24 protein-coding genes are annotated in these 24,476 nt (G+C 43.7%); 15 read left to right on the forward strand and 9 right to left on the reverse strand.

The features are described from left to right. Window positions 1–8: 8 nt before the first annotated feature. Together MHI53_RS01140 and MHI53_RS01145 are read left to right on the forward strand one after the other, a co-directional pair. On the forward strand, window positions 9–224 hold the full coding sequence (locus tag MHI53_RS01140) for a hypothetical protein (protein WP_057915016.1): 216 nt from the start codon (window positions 9–11) through the stop codon (window positions 222–224). A 226-nt stretch (window positions 225–450) separates the two neighbouring features. Continuing rightward, on the forward strand, window positions 451–2,085 hold the full coding sequence (locus MHI53_RS01145; protein ID WP_340372587.1) for a PucR family transcriptional regulator ligand-binding domain-containing protein: 1,635 nt from the start codon (window positions 451–453) through the stop codon (window positions 2,083–2,085). A 135-nt stretch (window positions 2,086–2,220) separates the two neighbouring features. On the opposite strand, the gene yhfH (MHI53_RS01150) is transcribed toward MHI53_RS01145, so the two are convergent. Genes yhfH (MHI53_RS01150) through MHI53_RS01165 form a run of 4 tightly spaced genes read right to left on the reverse strand, consistent with a single transcriptional unit; the run spans window position 2,221 to window position 2,853 of the window. After that, window positions 2,221–2,361, reverse strand: coding sequence for a protein YhfH (yhfH, locus tag MHI53_RS01150; RefSeq protein ID WP_081092535.1), 141 nt, complete (start codon window positions 2,359–2,361; stop codon window positions 2,221–2,223). Between the two features lie 27 nt (window positions 2,362–2,388). Continuing rightward, entirely contained in the window at window positions 2,389–2,529 is a 141-nt protein-coding gene (yhfH, locus tag MHI53_RS01155) for a protein YhfH (RefSeq protein WP_340372588.1), read from the reverse strand. Window positions 2,530–2,553: 24 nt separating this feature from the next. After that, window positions 2,554–2,691 (reverse strand): protein YhfH, encoded by a 138-nt coding sequence (gene yhfH, locus MHI53_RS01160; RefSeq protein WP_340372589.1) that lies wholly within the window; start codon window positions 2,689–2,691, stop codon window positions 2,554–2,556. A 27-nt stretch (window positions 2,692–2,718) separates the two neighbouring features. Then, window positions 2,719–2,853 carry a hypothetical protein gene (locus MHI53_RS01165; protein ID WP_260320315.1) on the reverse strand — a complete coding sequence of 45 codons (135 nt, stop codon included), beginning with the start codon at window positions 2,851–2,853 and terminating at the stop codon, window positions 2,719–2,721. 464 nt (window positions 2,854–3,317) lie between these two features. Here MHI53_RS01165 and MHI53_RS01170 point away from each other — a divergent pair, with 464 nt between their 5' ends. The 10 genes from MHI53_RS01170 to MHI53_RS01215 all read left to right on the forward strand — a co-directional run bounded on the left by MHI53_RS01170 (window position 3,318) and on the right by MHI53_RS01215 (window position 14,318). Continuing rightward, entirely contained in the window at window positions 3,318–4,217 is a 900-nt protein-coding gene (locus MHI53_RS01170) for a diacylglycerol kinase family protein (protein WP_061143797.1), read from the forward strand. 375 nt (window positions 4,218–4,592) lie between these two features. Next, window positions 4,593–6,626, forward strand: a complete 2,034-nt coding sequence (locus MHI53_RS01175; RefSeq protein ID WP_061143796.1) for a Na+/H+ antiporter — start codon at window positions 4,593–4,595, stop codon at window positions 6,624–6,626. A 56-nt stretch (window positions 6,627–6,682) separates the two neighbouring features. Then, window positions 6,683–6,994: a hypothetical protein gene (locus MHI53_RS01180; RefSeq protein ID WP_340372590.1), complete on the forward strand. Its 312-nt coding sequence runs from the start codon at window positions 6,683–6,685 to the stop codon at window positions 6,992–6,994. 275 nt (window positions 6,995–7,269) lie between these two features. Next, a complete protein-coding gene (locus MHI53_RS01185; RefSeq protein ID WP_340372591.1) occupies window positions 7,270–8,655 on the forward strand; it encodes a protoporphyrinogen oxidase in 1,386 nt (461 codons plus the stop codon). Between the two features lie 166 nt (window positions 8,656–8,821). Then, window positions 8,822–9,364 (forward strand): XRE family transcriptional regulator, encoded by a 543-nt coding sequence (locus tag MHI53_RS01190; protein WP_061143793.1) that lies wholly within the window; start codon window positions 8,822–8,824, stop codon window positions 9,362–9,364. A 74-nt stretch (window positions 9,365–9,438) separates the two neighbouring features. Beyond that, on the forward strand, window positions 9,439–10,548 hold the full coding sequence (locus MHI53_RS01195; RefSeq protein ID WP_061143792.1) for an ABC transporter ATP-binding protein: 1,110 nt from the start codon (window positions 9,439–9,441) through the stop codon (window positions 10,546–10,548). Further along, window positions 10,538–11,341 carry an ABC transporter permease gene (locus MHI53_RS01200; RefSeq protein ID WP_061143834.1) on the forward strand — a complete coding sequence of 268 codons (804 nt, stop codon included), beginning with the start codon at window positions 10,538–10,540 and terminating at the stop codon, window positions 11,339–11,341. The genes MHI53_RS01195 and MHI53_RS01200 overlap by 11 nt, the downstream gene beginning before the upstream one ends. 1 nt (window position 11,342) lies before the next feature. Then, complete coding sequence (locus MHI53_RS01205) at window positions 11,343–12,146, forward strand: ABC transporter permease (protein ID WP_061143791.1); 804 nt, start codon at window positions 11,343–11,345, stop codon at window positions 12,144–12,146. Continuing rightward, a complete protein-coding gene (locus MHI53_RS01210; protein WP_340372592.1) occupies window positions 12,143–13,216 on the forward strand; it encodes an ABC transporter substrate-binding protein in 1,074 nt (357 codons plus the stop codon). Before MHI53_RS01205 ends, MHI53_RS01210 begins: the two co-directional genes overlap by 4 nt. Window positions 13,217–13,433: 217 nt before the next feature. Continuing rightward, window positions 13,434–14,318 carry a peptidylprolyl isomerase gene (locus tag MHI53_RS01215; protein ID WP_340372593.1) on the forward strand — a complete coding sequence of 295 codons (885 nt, stop codon included), beginning with the start codon at window positions 13,434–13,436 and terminating at the stop codon, window positions 14,316–14,318. A 287-nt stretch (window positions 14,319–14,605) separates the two neighbouring features. Here MHI53_RS01215 and MHI53_RS01220 read toward each other — a convergent pair whose 3' ends face one another. Continuing rightward, entirely contained in the window at window positions 14,606–15,127 is a 522-nt protein-coding gene (locus tag MHI53_RS01220) for a hypothetical protein (protein ID WP_061143788.1), read from the reverse strand. A 168-nt stretch (window positions 15,128–15,295) separates the two neighbouring features. On the opposite strand from MHI53_RS01220, the gene MHI53_RS01225 reads away from it, so the two are divergent. From MHI53_RS01225 to MHI53_RS01235, 3 genes are all read left to right on the forward strand, one after another. After that, window positions 15,296–15,760, forward strand: coding sequence for a MarR family transcriptional regulator (locus MHI53_RS01225; RefSeq protein WP_061143787.1), 465 nt, complete (start codon window positions 15,296–15,298; stop codon window positions 15,758–15,760). Beyond that, window positions 15,761–18,877: an MMPL family transporter gene (locus MHI53_RS01230; RefSeq protein ID WP_340372594.1), complete on the forward strand. Its 3,117-nt coding sequence runs from the start codon at window positions 15,761–15,763 to the stop codon at window positions 18,875–18,877. A gap of 306 nt (window positions 18,878–19,183) precedes the next feature. Beyond that, window positions 19,184–20,542 carry an IS1182 family transposase gene (locus MHI53_RS01235; RefSeq protein ID WP_340371447.1) on the forward strand — a complete coding sequence of 453 codons (1,359 nt, stop codon included), beginning with the start codon at window positions 19,184–19,186 and terminating at the stop codon, window positions 20,540–20,542. 440 nt (window positions 20,543–20,982) lie between these two features. Here MHI53_RS01235 and MHI53_RS01240 read toward each other — a convergent pair whose 3' ends face one another. The 4 genes from MHI53_RS01240 to nagA all read right to left on the reverse strand — a co-directional run bounded on the left by MHI53_RS01240 (window position 20,983) and on the right by nagA (window position 24,426). Further along, window positions 20,983–21,708 carry an SIS domain-containing protein gene (locus tag MHI53_RS01240; RefSeq protein WP_061143833.1) on the reverse strand — a complete coding sequence of 242 codons (726 nt, stop codon included), beginning with the start codon at window positions 21,706–21,708 and terminating at the stop codon, window positions 20,983–20,985. A 67-nt stretch (window positions 21,709–21,775) separates the two neighbouring features. Next, window positions 21,776–22,498 carry a GntR family transcriptional regulator gene (locus tag MHI53_RS01245; RefSeq protein WP_061143785.1) on the reverse strand — a complete coding sequence of 241 codons (723 nt, stop codon included), beginning with the start codon at window positions 22,496–22,498 and terminating at the stop codon, window positions 21,776–21,778. Between the two features lie 15 nt (window positions 22,499–22,513). Next, window positions 22,514–23,248, reverse strand: a complete 735-nt coding sequence (nagB, locus tag MHI53_RS01250; protein WP_061143784.1) for a glucosamine-6-phosphate deaminase — start codon at window positions 23,246–23,248, stop codon at window positions 22,514–22,516. After that, window positions 23,245–24,426, reverse strand: coding sequence for an N-acetylglucosamine-6-phosphate deacetylase (gene nagA / locus MHI53_RS01255; RefSeq protein ID WP_340372595.1), 1,182 nt, complete (start codon window positions 24,424–24,426; stop codon window positions 23,245–23,247). Before nagA ends, nagB begins: the two co-directional genes overlap by 4 nt. Window positions 24,427–24,476 lie beyond the last annotated feature (50 nt).

Here is a 24,476-nt window from a genome sequence, read left to right on the forward strand (position 1 = left end):
GAGTGCAAATGTCCGAATATCAAGAGTATCGCCTGGAAAGGGAGCAAATCGATTTCTTGCTTGAAAGAGGATATCGAATCACCCGGGTTTCGGAAAATTTAAGTGGTGCGTTTCTCGATTTTGAATTGATCGAGGGGACGAAACAGGAATGGAAGCAGTTGAATATCAAAACCCCTGAAGGAAGAAAATACTTCTCTACATTGCTTTTCAGGAAGTTGAATTGAACATGAAATAGTTTTCTGGCCTGGGCCTATTCCTTGATGAATGGGTCCTTTTTCTTGTCCCGTTCATTTTTTAAGATTTAAAGGATAGGAAAGCAGAAGGAGATGGAAAAGGCAAAACTTTTGTAGAATTTTGACGTTAGATTTTCTGACAAGTACTGGAGATTTGAAGAACGTCCGTTTATAATAGGTTTTAAAGCAGTTTTATAAAAGGAAAGGATGTGAATGGATGAATACGTCGATTACGATCGAGGAAATTCTTATGCGAAAGTATTTCAACCTGACCGATATAATTGCTGGAAGCAGTGGAATAAAGCGTCAAGTGAAGTGGGTCCACTGTATGGAAGTCACCCAAATCAGCCATTTGTTAAATGGAAACGAATTGATTCTGACCACCGGCTTGGGTTGGAAAAAATGCGATGACACCTTTCTTTCCTATTTAAAGCAATTGATTCAATGCAACGCTGCCGGACTTTGTATAGAAATGGGCTCCAACATGCTGACAGTGCCGCAAAGCGCCATCGATCTTGCAAATGAACACCAATTCCCTATCATCCTATTTCATGAAGAAGTGCCTTTTGTGAAAATCACACAGGATATCCACACCTTAATCATCAATAAACAATACCAGATGATCTCCAACTTAGAAAACTACTCCCAGCAGTTAAATAAAAATCTCCTCGAAATGGACCATTATGAACAAATTCTTAAATTTCTCCATAGTTATTTGAATGTACAGGTCATTCTGATCTTTAATGAAAATGACATAGCGACCATTCCAAGAACCAAGAAAGAATTAACCTATCAAATGATAGCGGACGATTATGATGAAAAAACGAAACTGAAAAAAACGATGCTTAAACAGGCGATTCAAGTGCTCGGTGAGAATTATGCGGAACTGTACATATATAGTGATGATAGAGAGCTGACGGACTTTGATTCGCTTATTTTGGATAGGACGGCTACAGCGCTGGCACAGCATCTATTAAGGGAATTATATATAGAAGAGAAGAAAATGTCGGAAGAGAGTAAATGGCTGACCGACTGGATCGAAGGGGAGATTGGCGATGAAGCGATCCGGGAGAGGCTTTCCTATATCGATCCGAAGATGCAGCTAGGTGGCGGAATGGTTTGCATTTGCAAACAGCATTCGAGGAACAATAAAAGTGTTGCCAAATTGGATGGAACCTATCTGAAGATCATGTTTCGGACAGTTTTTGAACAGTATGGCTTTCAGATTTTTTCCATGGAAATCCACCAGCATCTTGTATTCATATTAGGGGATAATCGCTCATCTGAAGATTGGAAATCGAGGGTGACAAGTGCTGTGGATCGCATGCTGAAAATGGATGTGGGCAGCCGTAACCGCATGGGTCAGCTTTCGATAGGTTTTGGAAAGCATGTACAAAGATTAAGTGAGATTTATAAAAGCTATGAAACGGCACGCGAAACCCTGCTGCTTCAGGATAGTTTACCAGAGGAGAGCAGGAGCATTTTTTATCAGGATTTACATATGCACCGCATGATATCACTCTTGAATAAGCATGGAAACCTGGAGGAGACGGTGCACGAGTTTTTAGGTCCTGTCATTGAATATGACAAGCAAAACAATGGAGAGTTAATGCCTACCCTGAAGACTTATCTGGCATGTAACGGATCTAAACAGGAAACTTCCAAACAACTATTCATTGTCAGGCAAACACTATATCATAGGCTCGAGAAGCTAGAGAAACTGCTAGGATCCGATTTCATGCGATCGGATAAGCGTCTTGGCCTGGAATTCATGATTTTTGCATTGGATTTCCTTCAGTACAGCAGCAGGGACGTCACTGGGAATTATGTGAATAAATATATGGGGAAGTGAATTAAACTTGAAGGGTGTCCAAGGGACATCCTTTTTGGCATGGTAAATGAAATGGGAGCTCATATACTGATGAATGGAGGGGGAAATGCTGACATCATAATAGGGGATATGGCAATGGGATGTCAGCATCCTTTTTCAATACTCATCTTTTTTGGATAGGCAATGATCACATTCCAAGAGGTACGATTCAGCTTGCTCGGTGATGGTGGTTCCGCACTCCGTACATTGTTTTGGCGGCAGGTTCCTGAAAAACTCCATAGGGTTTTTAGTTTGCATCATGATTCCTCCTCATATTTCGGTCGATTAGTCTTCGCGTTTGGAAAGGCAATGATCACATTCCAAGAGATACGATTCAGCTTGCTCGGTGATGGTGGTTCCGCACTCCGTACATTGTTTAGGCGGCAGGTTCCTGAAAAATTCCATAGGGTTTTTAGTTTGCACCATGATTCCTCCTCATATTTCGGTCGATTAGTCTTCGCGTTTGGAAAGGCAATGATCACATTCCAAGAGATACGATTCAGCTTGCTCGGTGATGGTGGTTCCGCACTCCGTACATTGTTTAGGTGGCAGGCTCCTGAAAAACTCCATAGGGTTTTTAGTTTGCATCATGATTCCTCCTCATATTTCGATCGATTAGTCTTCGCGTTTGGAAAGGCAGCGATCGCATTCCAATAGATAGGAATTTGAATGGTCGACATGTGCTTCACCACATTCGGGGCAATGTGTAACGGAATCGATCGTCAATGAATTTGTTTGGTTTGCTTGCATGTCATGATCCTCCTTATAGTACAGTTTAAGTTGTTTGTTTGTTGTTATAATACAGTATATACCCGAATTTGGAAAATGTATAGGTATTTTACAGAAAATTTCAAATTTATTTTGCGAAAAGGTAAAAACCCTTTGATGACAAGGATTCACTGCACGATGTTTTCCTCGTTCTTCTTGACGGAGATCAAGAAATTACAAAAAAATAAATCTAATAAATGAAAAACCAATGCAGAAATGCTCGGAATCGAGACCATTTAACCGCCAGTACTGTAACAGATGGTGCAAGTTAATCGAGAAGTTAAAGAAATGCTTCTTATAGGTGAATGTGACCGGCAGCAGGCTTGCTTTGGATGAAGGAGCTTCAAGGAGGAAAAAAATAGGCAATCAGAATATGGCCATTGTGGTTTTAGTAATTCAGTAAAGAGGTAACTTGCTAATAGAAGTGAATTAATGGGAGGTAGCTTATGTCGAAAGTGATGATTATCATAAATCCATCTTCAGGTAAGGAAAAGGCAGGTAAGATTTTGCCGAATGCAGAAAAGGTGCTGGGGGAAATGTACGATCAGGTGACCGTTCTTAAAACGAAGGGAGAAGGAGATGCTACGGAATTTGCCAAGGAGGCATGTGCCAAAAGGTACGATGCTGTCATATCGATGGGCGGGGACGGAACGGTGAATGAGATCGTGAATGGGCTGGCGGAACAGGAACATCGCCCGGCATTCGGGATCATCCCGCTTGGTACCGTTAATGATTTCGCTAGATCATTAGGTATCCCCCTGAATCCGGAAGCGGCGATAGACATCATTAAGGATAGGAAAATGAAAGAATCCGACATCGGGAAAATCAATGATCGTTACTTCATGAATGTTTTGGCGGTCGGTCCGATCGCCGAGGCTACCTATAATGTATCCGTTGAACAAAAAACCCGCCTCGGCTCCTTTGCTTATTTCATGGAAGGAGCAAAAGCCGTCATCAAGAAGAATCCATTTCCGTTAACGGTTGAACATGACCAAGGAAGATGGATCGGTGAGGCCCATTTATTAATCGCGACAATGACTAACTCTGTCGGCGGCTTCGAGCGGCTTGCACCAGACGCGGAAGTGAATGATGGAAAGCTGCACACCTTCATCATTAAAGACTTGTCTCTCCCCCTTCTCCTCAAGATCATCCCTAGTTTAATAAAGGGCGAGATCAAGGAACATGATGAAGTAGAATATATTCAAACATCCAAGCTCCACTTATCCACTCCCGAGGACATTAAAGTCAACATTGATGGAGATGAAGGCTTCCTCCTTCCTGTCCAGGCAACTGTATTGCATAAACATCTTCGTCTGCTTGTCCCGGATACGGCATCAGCTGAATGAGGAAATGTGTACCCGCCTGGAATCCTGGATATGTATCACACGAATCATGAATGTTGGAAAAGCTGCTCGGGCCGATGCTGCCCGCTCAGCTTTTTTCGGCTTATACCGATAATACTTCGTCCACCGCCGGCAATAATTCGACCTGTGTCCAATTTAATTCGTCTCGATCACGCTATGAGCGGGACAAAAAAGCGAGATTAAGCTGTTGGGCAGGACGTCATTTCCCTGACTTCGATGACGGTTGATTAGACGGGGGAAATGGCATCTTTATTCCGGGCGATTCTAGGCAAGAATAGTAATTGCATGAATGAATCGCTCTAAATATGTTACGCTTATAGTTATGAAAATAGATGAGAGAGGATGTTAGATGTTTGTATGGAGTTTTTTCTTATTATATTGGCCCTTCTAATATTAATTGGAATGTCCAATGTAATTAACCATTTTATACCCTTTATACCTGTACCATTAATTCAAATTTCATTGGGGGTTTTGCTGGAGGTCCTGCTTGGGATCCACGTCGAGTTGGAGACAGAGCTGTTTTTGCTGTTGTTCATCGCACCCCTTTTATTCAATGATGGGAAGAACGTGCCGCGTACAGCGCTTTGGAAGCTGAGGGCGCCCATTCTCATGCTTGCATTGGGCCTCGTATTCTTGACGGTTTGGTCTGGCGGTTATTTAATTAACTGGTTGATCCCTTCGATTCCATTGCCGGCTGCATTCGCTTTAGCTGCGATTTTGTCCCCTACGGATGTAGTGGCGGTCAGCGCGATGGCAAGCCGTGTTAAGCTGCCGAAGAGCATTCTGCATCTTCTTGAAGGGGAAGGGCTAATGAATGATGCTTCGGGCCTTGTCGCATTTAAGTTCGCTGTGGCAGCTACAGTCACTGGTGTTTTCTCCTTGGTGGATGCAACGTTTAGTTTCATATGGATTGCGATCGGCGGTTTTGCAGGAGGTGCCCTCATTGCCTTCATCATTATCAGACTGCGTGTGTTCCTTCGCCGCCTTGGCATGGAAGATGTTACGATGCACATGCTGATCCAAATCCTGACTCCTTTTATCATTTTCCTCGCTGTGGAGCATTTTCACCTTTCTGGTATTTTAGCAGTTGTTGCCGGGGGGATTGTCCATGCAATAGAACGGGATCGGGAAATATCACCGACGGTGGAGTTGCAGGTTGTTTCCAAAAGCACATGGTCTGTTATTTTGTATGTACTGAATGGACTGGTTTTCGTATTACTGGGCCTGCAAATCCCAAGCGTGGCGCAGACCATATTCGAAGATCCAGCCTTCAATAACGGACAAGTGATTATTTATATCGTGATCATCACACTTTTCCTCTTCGCTTTACGATTCATTTGGCTCTTGGCGGCCTGGTCGATTGGTTGGTTCACGAAAAAAGCAGGAGCTCAAAAACCAGATATGAAGGCGGCCGGAATCATCACCATTTCCGGAGTTCGAGGAGCTGTAACGTTAGCGGGTTCATTCTCGATTCCGTATGTATTGGCAGATGGAACTCCTTTCCCGGAGCGTTCGTTGATCATCTTCATTGCAGCCGGGGTCATATTGCTGACATTGGTTGTCGCAAGTGTGTTTTTGCCGATTGTAGCACGAACGGACGAAGAGGAGGTCGTGGATAAACAGGCTGACAAATCGAAAGCGGCTGCGATTCACACACATCAAGCGGCAATCAAAGTTATAGAATCGCAAATGACCGATGAAAACCGTGAAGCGGCGTTATCGATCATATCGAGATACCATACGAAAATCAATGCACTTTCCTATGTAGAACAAGAGAAAGAGCCCGCTGTATTAAGAGAAGAAGAAAAGGTTCTTCGCTTCAAGGCACTTGAGGCAGAACAAAGATTCCTCGATAAGCTTATCAAGGATGAGAAAGTGGATAAAGAAACGGCATTTATATGCAAGGAATATATCCAAAGGATGGAGGGCGCGGTGACTAACCTGATGAAATTCCGCCTTTTGAGATCCGTAACACTTTTCAAAAGAAGTATGTTGAGAATCTTTAAATTATTTTTCCCTAATAAAAATGAAACAAGAAGATTCAACATCGAGCGGCTGGAAAAGGTGAGGGACCTTAAAGTCAGGATGTATAAAGCTGCCATTCAAGAGATACAAGCCGGCATTAATGCCGAAAACCATGAGACATCCTCGATGATCATTGAAGAATATAAAGTGTTGATTTTGAAATGCAAACGGGAAAATAGAGGCCGAGTCCCTAGTAAAATGGTCGAATATGAAAGAGAGCTATTTTATAAGGCGATTCAGGCAGAGCGTGATGAAGTACAGGAGATGTTTGAAACAAGACAAATTTCCCGTGAAGTTGCCAATATTCTCCGTCATCAAATCAATTTGCGTGAAGCATTGACGATCAATGAAAACACACATCAATAAGAACTTAAGGAGCGCTGCCGATTTCCTCGGCGGCGCTTCTTTGGTATATGGAGGGAATGCTCCAGGCGGCATCGAATGACCCTAAAATAATTAAAGATGAAGAGCGTACCTTAAGAGAGACGGGATCAGATAATCCTGAGGATGGGCATCCCTTCGTTAACATGGCAGGTGACATTCCGGCCTGCTTTTTCGTTTTACATGTTGGCGGTAACATCAGCTCCTTCACCAATGAAAGGGAAGCGATTTTGCTTCGCGGATTGCTTATTGATCGAAAATATCAAGGAAAAGGGTTGCGAAGAAGACTTTGCGGCTCCTTACGGAATTTGCAAAAGCGTGATTTCCGGACAAGGAATCACTTATTTAAATGAATGTGATTGCGAAAATCCTTTATAAGAAATCGGTTTTTCGGGATACAGGGACCAGGAAGGAAGGCAGAAGCTGGTGGATGCAGTTCATGGAGTGATGATTGAATGCATTGGATTCGGAATAAGGGTTCAATCCATGTTGGGATTTTTTTCTTTGTCTAAATTGTTACATGCCTTCAAGGGAAAATGGCCAATTTGAATGGCCGTTTTTAATTATTCGGCTCCATTATGGTACACTTTATTTAATGTAAATTTCGTTAATCGAGGTGTATCCATAGATGAAAACAGTCGTAGTCGTAGGTGGGGGCATTACCGGCCTATCAACCATGTATCATTTACAGCAAGCAGTAAAAACGGCCAGCCAATCCGTACGATTAATTTTAATAGAAGGCAATGAAAAATTGGGCGGTAAAATCAGGACGGTCCATGACGGTCCATTCAAAATAGAGGCAGGGGCCGATTCCATTGTAGCGAGGAAGCAGAATATAAAGCCCTTTCTCAAGGAGTTGGGCCTGGAAGATCAAGTGGTCTATAATGCGACGGGAAAATCATTCATCCATACGGATGGCGTGCTAAAAAAAATTCCTGAAGATGCTTTATTCGGCATCCCGATGAGCCTGGAGTCCTTGGCGAGCAGTGAATTGGTCTCAGCACAAGGCAAGGTCGATGCCTTAAAGGATTTCTATACAAAAAATGAGACGTTTACGAAAAATGACTCGATCGGCTTATTTCTTGAAAGCTTCTTAGGCAAGGAATTGGTGCAAAAACAGATTTCTCCTGTCCTATCTGGTGTGTATTCAGGGAAATTAAATGAATTGACCATTGCGAAAACACTTCCTGAAATGCTTGATTATAAAAATGAATATGGCAGCATCATCCGCGGCCTATCGGAAAATAAGGATAAATACCAAAGCAAGGGAAATAAGAAGTTCCTTTCATTCAAAAACGGCCTGTCGGTCCTGATTGATCGCATGGAGGAATGCCTTGAGATGGTGGAAATCATAAAAGGGGTCAAAGCGGAAAAAATAAGCAAGAATGGACAAGGGTATATCGTCGCCTTGGAAAATGGTGAAACGCTTGAAACGGACTTCATCGTATTGAGTACGCCGCACACCGTTGCCCGGAAACTATTGGGTGATCAGGAACTGGATCAAGACTTTGCTGGCTTGGTCGATAGCTCGATGATCAGCATTTATCTCGGATTCGATATCCCGGACAGCATGCTTCCTAATGATGGGACTGGCTTCATTGCTGGTGATAATAGTGACTTGATTTGCAATGCCTGCACCTGGACGAGCCGGAAATGGGAACATACGTCTGAAAAAAGTCAACTTTTGGTAAGACTTTTCTATAAAAGCTCAAGTCCTGACTATGAACGGTTACGCTCTCTTACAAAACAGGAGTTAATCAAAGTGGCCTTACACGACATTAAAAATAGTTTGGCGATTACCGGAACGCCGATAACGAGTGAAGTGACCAAATGGCATGAAAATATGCCGAACTACCATATGAAACACCCTCAAATCGTTCAATCTTTAGAAGCGAAAATGGCCAAGGATTATCCGAATGTTTTGCTTGCGGGCTGTTCTTACAATGGTGTCGGAATACCGGACTGTATTGCGGATGGAGAAAAGAAAGCACAAGCAATTTATGCGAAGTTGTAAATGAAGGGCTGCCAACATGCAGGCCCTTTTTTTTGAGCTGAAATTTCGATTGAAGTTTCTTATATTTCCTGTATAATAAAATTCGTTAAATTAAACTGAAAGTTTACTTATATCAAACTTTAATGACTGTAGGTTTACTATAAGTAAACCGATTGAGGGTAATACGATGCAAATTGGAAAGAAAATAAAGAACCTTCGCTTGAAAAAAGGGCTGACCCAGGAGGAACTGGGGGAAAGAACGGACCTAAGCAAGGGGTATATTTCGCAATTGGAAAGAGATCTAAGTTCCCCTTCCATTGAAACTCTTTTTAATATTTTGGAAGTTCTTGGCTGCAAGCCGACGCAGTTCTTCGATGAAGAGGAACTGGTCCAAAAAGTGGTGTATGAAGAAGAAGCCCAAACATTCTTTATCGATGAGGAACGGGGCTATCAGATTCAGTGGCTCGTCCCCGAATCGAATGAGAAGGAAATGGAACCGATTCGCCTCACTCTTCAGGAAAAAAGCGAATTCAAACAATTCGAGCCGTCCTTATCGGAAACGTTCGGTTATGTATTGAGCGGAAGAGTCATTGTAAAGCTCGGCACACATTCCTATTTCGCCCATGCCGGGGAATCGATATACTTCCATGCTTCTGACGAACATCAAATCGTCAACGATTTCGAGGGTCCTTCCGAATTACTGCTTGTGGTGACGAAATCATATTTATAGGCTTTTAAACAAATGCAACCGTCCGTTTAGGGTAAAGATAGATAAGTATGGTAATGGAAAGAGGGGGAGTAGCAATGGCTAACGAGAATATAATACGCTTTGAGCAGGTTACGAAGCAATTTGATGATGATACGGTAGTACTTGATAACGTAAGCTTTGAAATCGAGAGAGGGAAGTTCTATACGCTCCTGGGTCCTTCCGGCTGTGGGAAGACAACGATCCTTCGCTTGATTGCGGGATTTACGGAAGCGTCCAAAGGCGATATTTATTTTGAAGGAAAAAAGATCAATAATGTACCAGCCAATAAGAGGCAAGTGAATACGGTTTTTCAAGATTATGCCCTTTTTCCCCATTTGAATGTGTTTGAAAATGTGGCCTTCGGCTTGAGGATCAAAAAAATGAAAAACTCGGAAGTGGAAAAAAAGGTGAAGGAAGCTCTCAGTTTTGTCAATTTGGACGGCTATGAAAAACGGGAGATCAGGGAAATGTCCGGCGGACAGCGGCAGCGGGTCGCGATTGCCAGGGCGATTGTCAATGAACCTGAGGTCATCCTCCTGGATGAGCCGCTTTCTGCCCTTGATTTGAAGCTTCGTACTGAAATGCAATATGAATTGCGTGAGCTCCAGCAAAGACTGGGAATCACGTTCATCTTCGTTACGCATGACCAAGAAGAGGCGTTGGCGATGTCAGACGAGATCTTTGTCCTTAACAAAGGGAAGATCCAGCAAAGCGGGACTCCTACGGATATTTATGATGAACCGCTGAATCGATTCGTCGCCGATTTCATCGGTGAGTCGAATATCGTAAAAGGAAAAATGATCCAAGATTACCTGGTGGAGTTCGTCGGAAGGCAGTTCGAATGTGTAGACCAGGGATTGAACAGTAATGAAGCTGTCGATATTGTCATTCGTCCGGAGGATTTGGAAATTACCTCCGTCGATCGCGGAAAGCTCCAAGTCCGGGTCGATTCCCAGCTATTCCGCGGTGTTCATTATGAAATCAGCTGCTATGATCATGATGGAAATGAATGGCTTGTCCAATCAACCAAAAAGGCGACCGTTGGCGATGAAATAGGCCTGCACTTCGATCCGGAAGCAATCCATGTCATGCGATTGGGCGAGACGGAAGAAGAATTCGATAAGCGTTTGGAAGCGTATCATGATGAGGAAAGCCATGCAGAATAAACTATCAAAGAATATATTCTTCATACCCTATGTCTTATGGATCGCCTTATTCGTGATTGCACCGATTCTGCTGATCCTTTACTATTCCTTCTTTGACATCGAAGGAAATCTATCCTTGGTAAACTATCAGAAGTTCTTTACACCCGTTTATTTAAGAATGACATTGAGCTCATTTTGGTATGCCTTCCTGATTACGGCCATATCACTTTTGGTCGCGTACCCGACCGCTTTGTTGTTAACGAAAACCAAGCACAAGCAGCTGTGGCTTTTACTGATCATCGTCCCCTCCTGGATCAACTTACTCTTGAAGGCTTATGCCTTCATTGGGATTTTTGGCACATATGGTGTGGCGAATGGTTTTCTCGAGGTAATCGGAATCGGCAGTCAGCAAATTCTTTTTACTGATTTCAGTTTCATATTCGTTTCGGTTTATATCTTCATCCCATTCATGATCCTGCCGATCTTCAATGCGCTGGATGAACTGAATCCCACCCTTTTGGATGCGGCCAATGACCTGGGTGCGTCCCGGTGGATGACATTTCGCCGCGTCATTTTCCCTTTGACGCTTGATGGTGTAAAGACGGGATGCCAAGTCGTCTTCATCCCGGCGCTTTCATTGTTCATGCTTACAAGGTTGATTGCCGGTAACCGTGTCATCACGCTTGGTACGGCGATTGAACAGCATTTTCTCGTGACCCAGGATTGGGGAATGGGCTCGACGATTGCTGTGTTTTTGATTATTATCATGTTCCTGATTATGTTTGTAACGGGTAACCGAAAGCAGGGTGTGTAAAATGAGCAATAAATTATCGCCATTATCAAAGGCGTTTCTCGTTTTAATTTTTCTCATACTCTATGCACCGATTTTCTTTTTAGTGTTTTACTCGTTCAACAGCGGTGGAACGATGTATGACTTTAAAGGATTCACCATGGAGTGGTACAAGGAGCTGTTCAAAGATACAAGGCTGCTGATCATCGTATTGAATACCCTTGTCATTGCGTTATTATCGGCTCTCATCGCCACGATCATAGGGGTGATTGGAGCGATCGGGATTCGGTCGTTTACGAGCAGCAAGGCAAAGAATACGGTATTGTCACTGAATAACGTATTGATTGTCAGTCCTGATGTTATCATCGGTGCTTCCTTCCTGATTCTTTTCACGATGGCCGGAATCAAGCTTGGATTCTACTCGGTGCTGCTGTCGCATATCGCCTTCAGCATCCCGATCGTTGTGCTGCTTGTCCTGCCGAAGCTTCAGGAAATGAGCCCAACCCTGATCGATGCGGCGCGTGATTTAGGGGCAAGTCGGTGGGATGTATTGACGAAGGTCGTCCTACCGTACATTTTGCCAGGTATCTTTGCGGGATTCTTCATGGCACTCACTTATTCACTTGATGATTTTGCGGTGACGTTTTTCGTGACCGGCAACGGATTCTCCACTCTTTCCGTGGAAATCTATTCATTGGCCCGCCGCGGGATTTCATTGAATATCAATGCGTTATCGACTCTGCTGTTTGTCGTGACATTGCTGCTGGTCATCGTTTATTACTTCATCACCCAGCGAGTTAGGCAGACGGGAATGGGGGGGAAACGATGAAAAAGCTCGTCCAATTGTTTTTAGTCATTGCCCTTGTATCCGCTTTGCTATTATATGCGATATCCAAGCTGAATTCTTCACAAGGTTTTACGAGCAGCAATACACTCACCATTTATAATTGGGGAGATTATATCGATGCCGATCTGATCGACCGTTTTGAAGAAGAAACGGGCATCAAGGTCATTTATGAGACGTTCGATTCCAATGAGGCGATGATGACGAAAATCGAACAGGGCGGTACGACTTATGATATTGCCATTCCGTCTGAATATATGATTGATAAAATGAGGCAGGAAGACTTATTGGTTCCCTTGGATCATTCCAAGCTACCGAATTTGAAAAATATTGACCAACGATTCATCGATCTGCCATTCGATCCGGGGAATAAATATTCCGTCCCTTATTTCTGGGGGACCGTTGGCATTGTTTACAATTCCAAGATGCTCGGCGGTAAAAAGATCACAGCCTGGGCCGATCTTTGGGATAAGGATTTAAAAAATGAAATCCTCCTGACGGATGGAGCCAGGGAAGTCATGGGCATGGGTCTGAACTCCTTGAACTATTCATTGAATGATACCGATGAAGCGCACCTTCAAGAGGCGAAGACCAAGCTCGATGCGCTCACTCCTAATATTAAAGCGATCGTCGGGGATGAAAGCCGCATGCTATTGGAGGCCCAGGAAGCGGCGATTGGCCTTGTATGGTCGGGAGTGGCTTCCGAAATCATGGCTGAAAATGAAGATCTCGAATACGTGGTTCCGGAGGAAGGGTCGAATCTTTGGTTTGATAATATGGTCATTCCGAGAACGACCAAAAATGTCGATGCTGCCCACCAGTTCATCAACTTCATGCTTGACCCTGAAGTTGCGGCACAGAATGCCGAATATGTAAGCTATTCGACACCTAATAAAGAAGCGCTGAAATATATGCCAGAAGAAGTGGTGAAGGATGAACGCTTCTATCCATCACCAGAACTGACAGAGAAGCTTGAAGTGTATGAAAACCTCGGGAAGAAAAACTTGGCACGCTATAATGAACTCTTCCTCGAATTCAAGATGCATCGTAAATAACAAATGAAAAAGCATGGTGTAATGGAGAAATCCCGTTACACCATGTTTTTTTCGTATGCAAACGGGGAGAATCCGAAAGGCACAAAAATATTAGTGGGAAGATAAGTATGGTAGTATAATGGCTGGTCGGTTCATTCATATAGCCGCGGGCAGTTTATCTTAAGGATTAATTAATATTTAATCACTATCATTATAGAAAAATTAAGGGAGAGTATTCATGAAACTATTTACGAAGGCATATGTTTGGGCAGGATCCATTCTAATCATTGCCGGTATCATGGCATTTGCGATGGTATCGTCGATGGGTAAGGCAGTGGCGAGCATCGACGGCGAGAAAATCAATGAGGATGAGCTGCACGATGCCCTTGTTGCAGGATATGGAGCAGATACATTAGACCTTTTGATCACGAATAAGTTGATCGAATTGGAAGCGAAAAAAGCGGGAATCAAAATAAAGGATGCAGAGATCCAGAAGGAAATCGATAACATGGTTGCATCCTATGGCGAGGAGGCAGCGTTCAAAGAGCAATTGGAAGCAAGCGGATCTTCCATGGACGCCTTGAAAAAGGATATCGTTGTTTATCTGCAAACGAGAAAGCTGGTCGAACCGCGAATTACCGTGACAGATGATGAAATCAGCACCTATTTCGAAGACAATAAAGATACCTTTGCACAAGCGGAGCAAGTCGAGGCTAGCCATATTTTAGTCGAAGACGAAAAAACGGCTAAAAAAGTCGCAAAAGAAATAGCGGATGGCGGCGACTTTGCCAAACTGGCCGCCAAGTATTCTACCGATACGCAAACGGCGAGTAACGGCGGCAGCTTAGGGTATTTTGGAAAAGGTGATATGGTCGGCGAATTTGAGGATGTTGCCTTCGATCTTGATGTGGACAAGGTCAGTGAACCGGTCAAAACCGAATACGGCTACCATATCATTAAAGTCACTGGAAAGAAGGAAGCGAAAAAAGCGAATTTGGAAGATAGTAAAGATGCGATTAAAGAAACGCTTATCACTGAACGATTGCAGGAGGAATATCCCGCTTGGTTGGCGGAAGTGAAAAAAGACCACGATATAACGAATGAATTAACGGAGTCTGAATAAGGTCTTGAAGGTTTCGGAATGCTAGCAGCATCCCGAAACCTTTTTTTATTTTTTATCATTCCTTATTCGGTCACAGCCACGTTCACATGGCCATCAAATGACTGTTGGCAGAAGCGATTATTTAGATCTGCGACCATGCAGCCGCTGTGGCTTGGCGGGGGCTCAACGGACCGCCCCTGGATAAGCGAGTGCCAAACGATCAGAACTCAAAAAAGCTGCAGGCAAACTCCAATTAACGAGTTTGCCTGCAGCTTTGAAGCTGAGTCGTTTCTTCAGCTATTTAATCATTAGAAGTTCGATGAGATCGATTTTTGATTGGATAATTCCGATTTCGTTACGATTTCATCACTTTCTTTTTCCCCTTTTTTATTCGATTTCACGGATGAAGATGGCGTTTCTTTTAGCTGTTTCCCGGCAACGACAACTTTTGAGCTGATGTCTTTCAATTCACTTGTAGCTTCCTTGGCTGTACCAAGGGCATCAGTCGAGATATCCTTCACTTCGGAAACTTTACCTACCACGTCTTCATTGACGGTTTCATACAAAGCCTCAACATCATGAATGGCCTCTTTGATCGTCTCGGTAGCCCCTTTGACGCCTGATACCATCTGGTCCTTCACTTCTCCGGGATTTTCCTTAACCTGTTCAATCATATTCATGGAGTTATCTTTTAAAAGGACCGCAGAACGCTTCATTTTATTTCTTGTAGTGGAGTCAAGCAAGGTCAAGGCGCCGCCGACAAGTCCTCCGATGAGAATGCCTTTTAATAATTTGCTATTCGATTGAGTTTCGATCGTCGATTGAGTCATTTATATTTCCTCCTTAAGAATAGTAGATTGTTTGCTTACTTCGGGTTTTCCCTTATTTACCATAATTTAAACTGGAAAAAATAAACTGTCATAGGATTGACATAATAAATAAACTAGTAGTAAGCTACATATAGTTAAGTGAGTGAACTAATTTTGCGAGGTGTTTCGATGAATGATGAAAAAATATCCATTTTAATTGACCGATATATGAAAGTATCCTTTTATGTCAATAAGATGGGGGAACTATTGATTAAAGATCAAATATGTGATGTGCTGACGAACGAGCAATACTACACACTACGATTCATTGAACAACAACGATTATGTACCTCTACGGATATCAGCGAAGCCTTTTATATAAATAAGAGCGCGGTCACCTCCAATATCAACAGGCTTGAAGGCAAAGGGCTGATTGAACGGGAGCAGGACCAATATGACCGGAGGGTCTTTCATTTGAAGCTTTCCGAAGAGGGAGCGGCATTGTTGCATAAAACGGAGCATAAGATTCATAAATTGGTCGAGGGCATCATGACTAAATTCGAATATGAAGAGATTGTTAAATTCCTTGATACATATGAGAAGCTCTCACAAATTTTCATAGAAATGAAAAATGGCGAACAGGAGGAACTGTAAATGAGAGGGATAATAAAGGCAAGGTGGTTAGTCCTGATCATCTGGGTTGCCATTACAGCCGGTTTAATGTTTTCGGCTCCTAATATCGCAAACCTTGTCCGTGATAAGGGCCAGCTTGATGTACCGGCAGAGTATTCCTCTGGAAAAGCCAATGAACTCATGAAAGAGATACAAGATGAAGATGAGTCCCAAGTAGCTCTCGTATTCCATGGTGATAAGAAGCTAACTTCCTCGGAATTGAAGGAAATCAAGCTAGCCATAGAAAAGCTGGAAAAGGATAAATCCGAGTTAGGCATCACGGAAATCATGACACATTTCAAAGAGAAATCGCTTAAGGATCAATTGGTTTCGGAGGATGGATCGACGGTTTTGACATCCATCACGATGACATTAGGGGACAGGGAAGCCAAGGAAGTGATAAATACCCTTTATAAGGAACTGGAACAAGTCGATATCGAACATTATTACACTAGCAGCTGGATGATCGATGAAGATCTTAATACCAATTCCCAAGAAGGGCTGAAAAAAACCGAAGGCATTACGGTTGTCTTCATTTTGGCGGTATTGCTGATCGTTTTCCGGTCGGTGGTGACACCGATCATTCCGTTGATCACCGTAGGCTTTACGTATTTATGTTCACAATCCATCGTTTCATTCCTGGTCGATCGATGGGACTTTCCGATTTCATCTTATACGCAAATATTCCTAGTCGGGATTTTATTTGGAATCGGCACCGATTATTGCATCCTGCTGCTTAGTCGCTTCAAGGAGGAGCTGTCGTCACAGGAATCATTGGTCGAAGCCATCGTGGAGACATATCGAACGGCTGGCAAGACGGTCTTCTTCAGCGGCCTGACTGTAATGATTGGCTTTGCGGCAATTGGTTTTTCCACTTTCAAGCTCTATCAATCTGCTGCAGCGGTTGCCATCGGGGTTTTCATATTGATGCTTGCCCTATATACGATCGTTCCATTTTTCATGGCGATTTTAGGCAAAAGGTTATTTTGGCCTGCTAAAGGGAAGCTTGCGCATAGTGAAAGCAAATTATGGGCAATCCTTGGGAATTTTTCCTTGAAACGTCCCTTATTGGCGTTAGTGATCGTTGCAATCATTTGTGTGCCTTTTTTGTTCGTATACGATGGGGACATATCCTATAACTCCCTGGAGGAAGCGGGCGATGACGTTCCTTCGATCATGGCTTTTAATATCATTTCCGATGAATTCGGGCCGGGACAGTCGATGCCAACACAGATCGTCATAAAAAATGACGAACGGATGGACTCGGAGGAATACGTCGCGCTCGCAGAAAAAATCGGTCAGGAAGTCGCCAAGGTCGATGAAGTCGATATAGTCCGAGCCATGACCCGCCCGGCAGGTGAGCCCATCAAGGACCTTTTTGTCTCCAATCAAGCTGAAACGCTGGAAAAAGGAATCGGGGAAGGGAATGACGGGATTAAAGAAATCAGTGACGGGTTAAAAACGGCAGGCAATGAGCTCTCCGATTCAGGACCGCGCTTGAAGCAAGCGACTGACGGGATAGGGGGACTCATTTCTGGCACGGATGAATTAAAGAGCGGTGTAGGTCAGGTAGAGAAAGCGTTAACGAGCATTGAAGCAGGTATTCGTGACGGGTCTTCCGGGACAGGTGACATCAAAGCAGGTCTGAATGAAGTGAAGGCCAATTTGGAGAAGCTGTCTGCCGGAAGCGAGAAGCTCCTGGGGGGCTATCGGCAATCAACCAATGGCCTGACGGAACTCACGAATGGTTACAAACAGATCCAAACGAATCTGACGGCTGTGTCACAAAGCCTGGCTGCTTTAAATCCTTCCTTTGAGCAAGTGGAAGGCGCCCATCCGGAATTACAGGCAGATGCATCTTATCAAAAAATCAAGCAAACCATACAAGGGGCCCAGAATGGGTTGGAGCCCATGGCAGCAGGTCTTTCCGAGCTCAATCGGAATCTTGGTGTGGTGTCGGGCGGCTTGAATACAGCAAACGAAAATATGGCAGAAATCGTAAACGGACAGAAAGCTCTAGGGAGCGGCCTGAACCGGTTGATTGCTGGTGTTGATGAGCTACAAAAAGGCCTGGGCACGATGGCCAATGGTCAAGGTGAAGTCATCAATAATCTATCACAATTCAAAGGGGGACTTACTAGCCTTAACAATGGGCAGCAAGAACTCCTGAATGGTTTTTCAAGTCTTGGAGGGCAGCTTACCGATTTGGAAGACGGTTTGAATCAAAGCGCAGATGGCCTCAATGAAGTGCATGATGGATTATCGTCTGCACAGGGGTATTTATCCGGGTTGGCAAAAACGGATAAAACGGTAACGGGCATGTACATTCCAAAAGAAGTAGTGGAAAGCAAAGAATTTGGTGAAGCATTGAACGCGTACTTATCTGAAGATGGTAAAGTGATGACAATGGATGTGGTCTTCAAGGAGAATCCATATTCCAATGAAGCAATCGAGCAAATCGACTCGATTGAGGAAACGGTAGAGCGAGTCACGAAAGGTACAAAGCTTGAAAATGCGCAGGTGGCGATAGGGGGAATCACAAGTACGCATCATGACTTGAGCGTAATGTCCGAGGCGGACTTCTCACGCACCGTCATCTTGATGCTGTCAGGCATTGCAATCATCCTCTTTTTCATGCTGCGATCACTGGTGATGCCAATTTACCTGATTGTGTCGCTCGTCTTGACATACTATACAGCGGCAGCGATAACAGAGTTGATTTTTGTTAACATTCTTGGTTATGCAGGTATCGGCTGGGCCGTTCCTTTCTTTGCCTTCGTCATCCTGATGGCCCTGGGCATTGACTATAGCATCTTCTTGATGGATCGCTTTAACGAAATGAAAGAAAAGCCGGTGAAGGAAGCGATGCTGCTGTCGATGAGAAAAATGGGAACGGTGATCATCTCAGCGGCTGTCATTCTGGGCGGGACATTTGCGGCCATGATGCCAGCAGGGGTTTTATCACTCTTGGAGATTGCCACCTTAATATTGGTTGGCCTTGGATTATATGCGTTTGTCATCTTGCCATTGTTCATACCCATAATGGTTGCAACATTTGGAAACGCGAATTGGTGGCCATTTTTGAAAGATAAGGAATAAACGTAAATTAAAGAAGGCATCCATTCGGATGTTTCAGACTGTAGACAAACTCGATGAAAATCGAGTTTGTCTATTTTTATGGCCTGTACAATTTAGACGTTGATTTCCACTCCAGGCACTCGCTTTCCGCGGGCGGTCGGGGAGCCTCCTCGGCTTTGCCTGCGGGGTCTCCCCTAGACGCGCTTTTCCCGCAGGAGTCTCGTACCTTCCGTTCCAATCAATTTTGTCTTACCTTTTAGATAGAACACTTTTGACTGGAGTCATTTTTGTTTTAAAATTGAAGTATTAAAACTTGAGGTGATGAGGATGCTTTCTAAACATGATTCTATTCAGCGAGATCAACTTGAAATGATTACTTTAGATCAACTGGTGCCACCGAACCATTTGGTTCGTAAAATGGAGGCTGCCATTGACTTCACTTTCATTTATGACTTGGTGAAAGATATGTACTCAGAGGTAGGACGCCCAAGTATTGATCCAGTTATTTTAGTTAAACTGACTTTCATTCAATATACCTTCGGTATTCGTTCCATGCGTAAAACGATTGAAGAAGTTGAAACCAATATGGCTTACCGTTGGTTCTTAGGCTATGGTTTCCATGATAAAGTACCTCATTTCTCTACGTTCGGAAAAAATTATGAGCGACGCTTTAAAGATACAGACCTGTTTGAACAGATTTTCTGTCGCATTTTAATGACAGCTGCTAATAAAAAGTTAATAAGTGTAGAACACGTTTTCGTGGATTCCACCCATGTGAAAGCCAGTGCGAATAAACGGAAATTTGAAAAGAAAATCGTTCGTAAAGAAACACGAGCGTATCAAGGACGTCTTCAAGAAGAAATCAATCAAGATCGTGAAAACCATGGAAAGAAGCCTTTTCCACCAGATAAATTTGATAAGGAAGAAACCAAAGCAATTAAAGAAAGTACTACGGATCCTGAGAGTGGCTACTATGTGAAAGATGAACGAACAAAACAGTTTGCCTATTCATTCCATGCGGCCGCAGACGGCAACGGTTTTGTATTGGGAACGATTGTAACACCTGGTAATACACATGACAGTCATATTTTGGAGCCACTTGTTGAGCAAGTGATTGAGAAAGTTGGAAAACCAGAAGCAGTTGCCGCAGATGCAGCTTATAAAACACCAGCGATTACAAGCTACCTATTTAACAAAGAAATCACACCTGCTTTACCCTATACACGTCCTCGTACAAAAGAAGGATTCTTTCGCAAACATGACTATGTTTACGATGAACACTTTGATTGTTACCTTTGCCCTTCGGGAGAAACTTTAAAGTACTCAACAACAAATAAAGAGGGCTATCGCGAGTACAAATCGCCCAAACAAATTTGTGCAACATGCTCATTTTTATCACGGTGTACGGAAAGCAAAGACCATCAAAAAGTAGTGACACGGCATATCTGGCAAGCATATGTGGAAGAAGCAGATCATCTGCGTCATCATCAAGAGGTAAAACCTATATATGCGAAACGCAAAGAAACGATTGAGCGTGTATTCGCAGATGCAAAAGAAAAGCATGGTATGCGTTGGACTACTTTAAGGGGACTTAAAAAATTGTCGATGCAGGCGATGCTTACTTTCGCTGCCATGAATGTAAAGAAGATGGCCACTTGGACATGGCAAGGTCCTAAAACGGCTTAACATAGCGGCTCGAAGAGCCCAAATCTCGTAACCTTTGGTCAAAATTTCAAAGGAATTTCAAAAGGGGTTCGGAATTTTTTAATTCCGAACCCCTTTTGTCTACAAACTGAGGCATCCATTCGGATGCCTTCAGTTTGTGTGCGCCCTGTATTTTGAAGGCAATAGTGATAACTGCATGAGCGGCCGGAAAAAGTGAGTGGATGGGCGGAAAAATTGCGACGAAGGTCGGAAAAGTTGCCTGGAAGGGCGGGAAAAGTGAGAGGAAGGTCGGGAAAATTGCGTCGAAGGCCGGAAAATCTGCATGAACGGTCGGAAAACCTGCGACGGTCGAAAAAAGTGAATGGAAGGCCGAAAAACTGCGTGAAAGGCTGAAGTTGATTCGGGTTGGCTACAGTAAAAAGGCATCCATTCGAATGCCTTCTTTAATTATGTAGTGCATTTTATAATTGGGGAATTCTTGTTTTATATTTTGCGATGAGGCGTTGATTGTGTTCGTCGGCCCCTTCGATATTGCTGCTTAGGAATACCGGGGGGGTCACTCCTGAATCAATGATCGTTTCGATGACTTGGGTGAAGATCATGTTTAGGAGGACGGCACCGGTTACGGTCGATCCGGATCCAAATGTAATATTGTTTGATTTCAGCAAAGTATCACCTTTGGAAATATGATTGTCGATGACCATATCCACGACATCATGGAGGTAAAGTTTCTCTTTATGCCGGGAAGGACAGCTGGATGCATAAGCCGGTGATGTCAAACCTATGACAAAGGCGCCTTTTTCCTTAGCGATTGCAGCGACATCAATCGGTACGGGATTGACACCAGAGGATGAGATGACGATGCAGACATCACCCGGACGGATATCTTCATCCTGCATGAATTTTTCCGATAGGTTATTTTGCCGTTCAAGTTGCGATGCTCTTGATGCGCCTTTGAAAAGCATTAAATCTTCAACGAAAATGGGGCGGATGGCTGCCAATCCGCCAGCCCTGTAGAACACCTCTTCCGTCAAAATGTGGGAGTGCCCACTTCCGAATAAATGGACGATTCCGTCAGACATGATGGATGCTGAGATCCTTTCCACTGCTTCATTCAATGATTGTTTTTCCTTTTCTACAACAGTGGAAAGTAGAGCCTGCACTTCTTTGAAATATGAGTTCATTATATGACACCCTCCATTGATCATAGTGATGAAATTGTCTCTATACGAATATCAGCCAAAACAATCGAGGTTATCTGTTGATGGTGATGGTGAACTTATACCTGTCTGCCCGATATGCTGATCTGACAAATTCAAGGGGAGTTCCATCGATTAGGTACGTATTCCTTTGAATGAATAAAATGGGCGAGTGTTTGGGAATTGCCAAATGGGCGATTTCCAAATCGGAAGCAATCGATGATTCCAACGTTTGTGTCGCATAGTCTATTTTAAGTTTAACGTAATTCTCGACATATTGGTAAAGCGAAAGGTTAATGATTTCTTCCGTTAATCCTTTAATTAAATTCGCAGACATGTATACCGTCTCGAGTGCCATTGGGACATCATCGGCCAATCGAATCCGTTTGATTTCATAAACGGGGGCATATAGGGAAATATGCAATTCATTGGCGATTTTCTTAGTAGCCGGTATGATTTCGAAGCTCAGAAGCCTGCTGCTGGGATTGAGGCCCCTGGCCTTCATATCTTCTGTAAAGCTGGTCAGACCGTTAAGCTGCTGCTCGAGCTTCTTGTCGGCGACGAAGGTTCCCCGGCCTTTTTGCCGGTATAGATATCCATCATTAACCAAGTTATTTATCGCCTGCCGCACGGTCATCCGGCTAATTTCGAATTGCTCGGCATATTCACGTTCAGACGGCAGGGCATTGTGCGCTTGGAACTCACCGTTTTCTATTTGCCTTTTTATTTGTTCTTCGATTTGAAAATAAATCGGAAGAGGTGAGTTTTTATCAATCATCGATTTTCGCTCCTTTTAGGGCATTACCACGCCGGATAACGCTTTTTGGTCTGCGATAATTGTAACATTATTATGTTTTTTAAGGATAGATGCAGGGAATTCTTCCGTAATCTCTCCATCGAAGAGCCTCTTCAAGGTTTCGGCTTTTTCTTCGCCGGAAATCAGAAGAAGGATCTCCTTGCTTTTCATGATTGTGGAAATGCCCATCGTCATTGCTTGTGTGGGAACTTCGTCAATGGAGTCGAAATAACGGGCATTCGCTTGGCGTGTTGAATCCTCAAGCGTTACTACATGGGTACCGGAATTGAAAGAAGTTCCAGGCTCATTAAAACCGATATGTCCATTTTGGCCAATTCCAAGTATTTGCAGGTCAATCCCTCCCAAGGAATCGATTCTTTCGTCATACCGTCTGCATTCTTCATCTGAATTATCCGGTGTGCCGTTTGGTACGAAGGTTTGCCCTTTATTGATATCGATATGGTTGAATAGGGAGTCATTCATATAAAAATGGTAACTGTTGGGATCGTTTGGTTTTAAGCCGATATACTCATCGAGATTAAAAGATGTTACATGTTCATAAGAAGTATGATTTTGGACATGGTCTTCGATCATGGAATCATACATTCCTTTAGGTGTACCGCCCGTTGCCAGGCCAAGGATGACTTCCGGATTTCCTTTAACCTTTCCAATAACGATTTCTGCAGCCGTCCGGCTCATTTCTGCATAGTCCTGCACTTTGATGATATTCATTTTACATTCTCCTTTTTATAAGCTAATTTACCTCTGCAAAACGTCATTTCAACGTCCAATTCTTCATTTAAGATGACAAGGTCCGCATCTTTTCCAACTTCAATGCTGCCTTTCCTATCAAAAATCCGAAGTTGCTTGGCAGGATTTTCTGCCGTCATTTTTATAATGTCAGTCATGGAACAACCGGTATATTGCAAAGTATTCTTAATCGCATCATTCATTTTCAGTATACTGCCCGCAAGTGTCCCATCTGGAAGCGTTGCTTTCGTTTCATCAACATTCACATCCTGGCCGCCCAAGTCGTAAGTGCCCTTTTCAAGCCATTTGGCACGAAGCGAGTCGGTTATCAGGATCATGCGATTGCTGGTGATTTGGTCAAAAGCCAATTTCACCATTTCCGGTCGGCAATGAATGCCGTCCGTGATAAGTTCAACGAATAACTCGTCACGAAGGTAGGCCGCGCCCAAAACGCCAGGCTCTCGGTGATGGAGGCCCCGCATCCCGTTATAAAGATGTGTCACATGTGTCGTGCCAGCTTCAATCGCTTCACTGATTTGGTCATATGTTGCATCGGAATGTCCAATGGAAGCGACGACGCCTGTTTCCTTTAGGTGTCGCGCAAGCTCCAGTCCATTTGGTTGTTCAGGTGCAAGCGTTACAAGCTTGATATGGTTATGGGCAAGCAATTGCCATCTCTTGAAGAGCGAAACATCGGGATCGACGATGAAGTCTTCAGGCTGTGCCCCTTTACGTGCTGGTGAAATGAACGGGCCTTCCAAATGAATCCCGACTATTTCAGCATGATCTTCGTTTTGTTCTTTAATATAGGTACCCGCATTAAGCAGTGCTGATTCGATGGCATCAGCAGATTGGGTCATCGTGGTTGCCAGAAAGCTGGTCGTGCCTTCTTTTGGAAGAGTCTTTGCCATCGTCGACAATGCTTCGCTAGTGGCGTCCATTGCATCGGCCTTGGCCGCGCCGTGGATATGAACATCGATGGCACCGGGGATGATCTGATACTCCGATGGAAGCGTAATTACCGTGGTATCGTCATCCTGTTTACATTGACTGGCTGGGCCCACTTCGGCAATTTTCCCGTCCACGACTTTAATGTACCCGTCCTTGTAGGTTTCCTTTTCGCTATGAACCATTAGATTATTGATAATGAATGTTTTCATACATAATCTCCTTTATGAAAGTGAAACGTAATGAATGAGTCACGAATTGA

Source organism: Peribacillus sp. FSL E2-0218, from assembly GCF_037992945.1.
GTDB lineage: Bacteria > Bacillota > Bacilli > Bacillales > DSM-1321 > Peribacillus > Peribacillus simplex_B.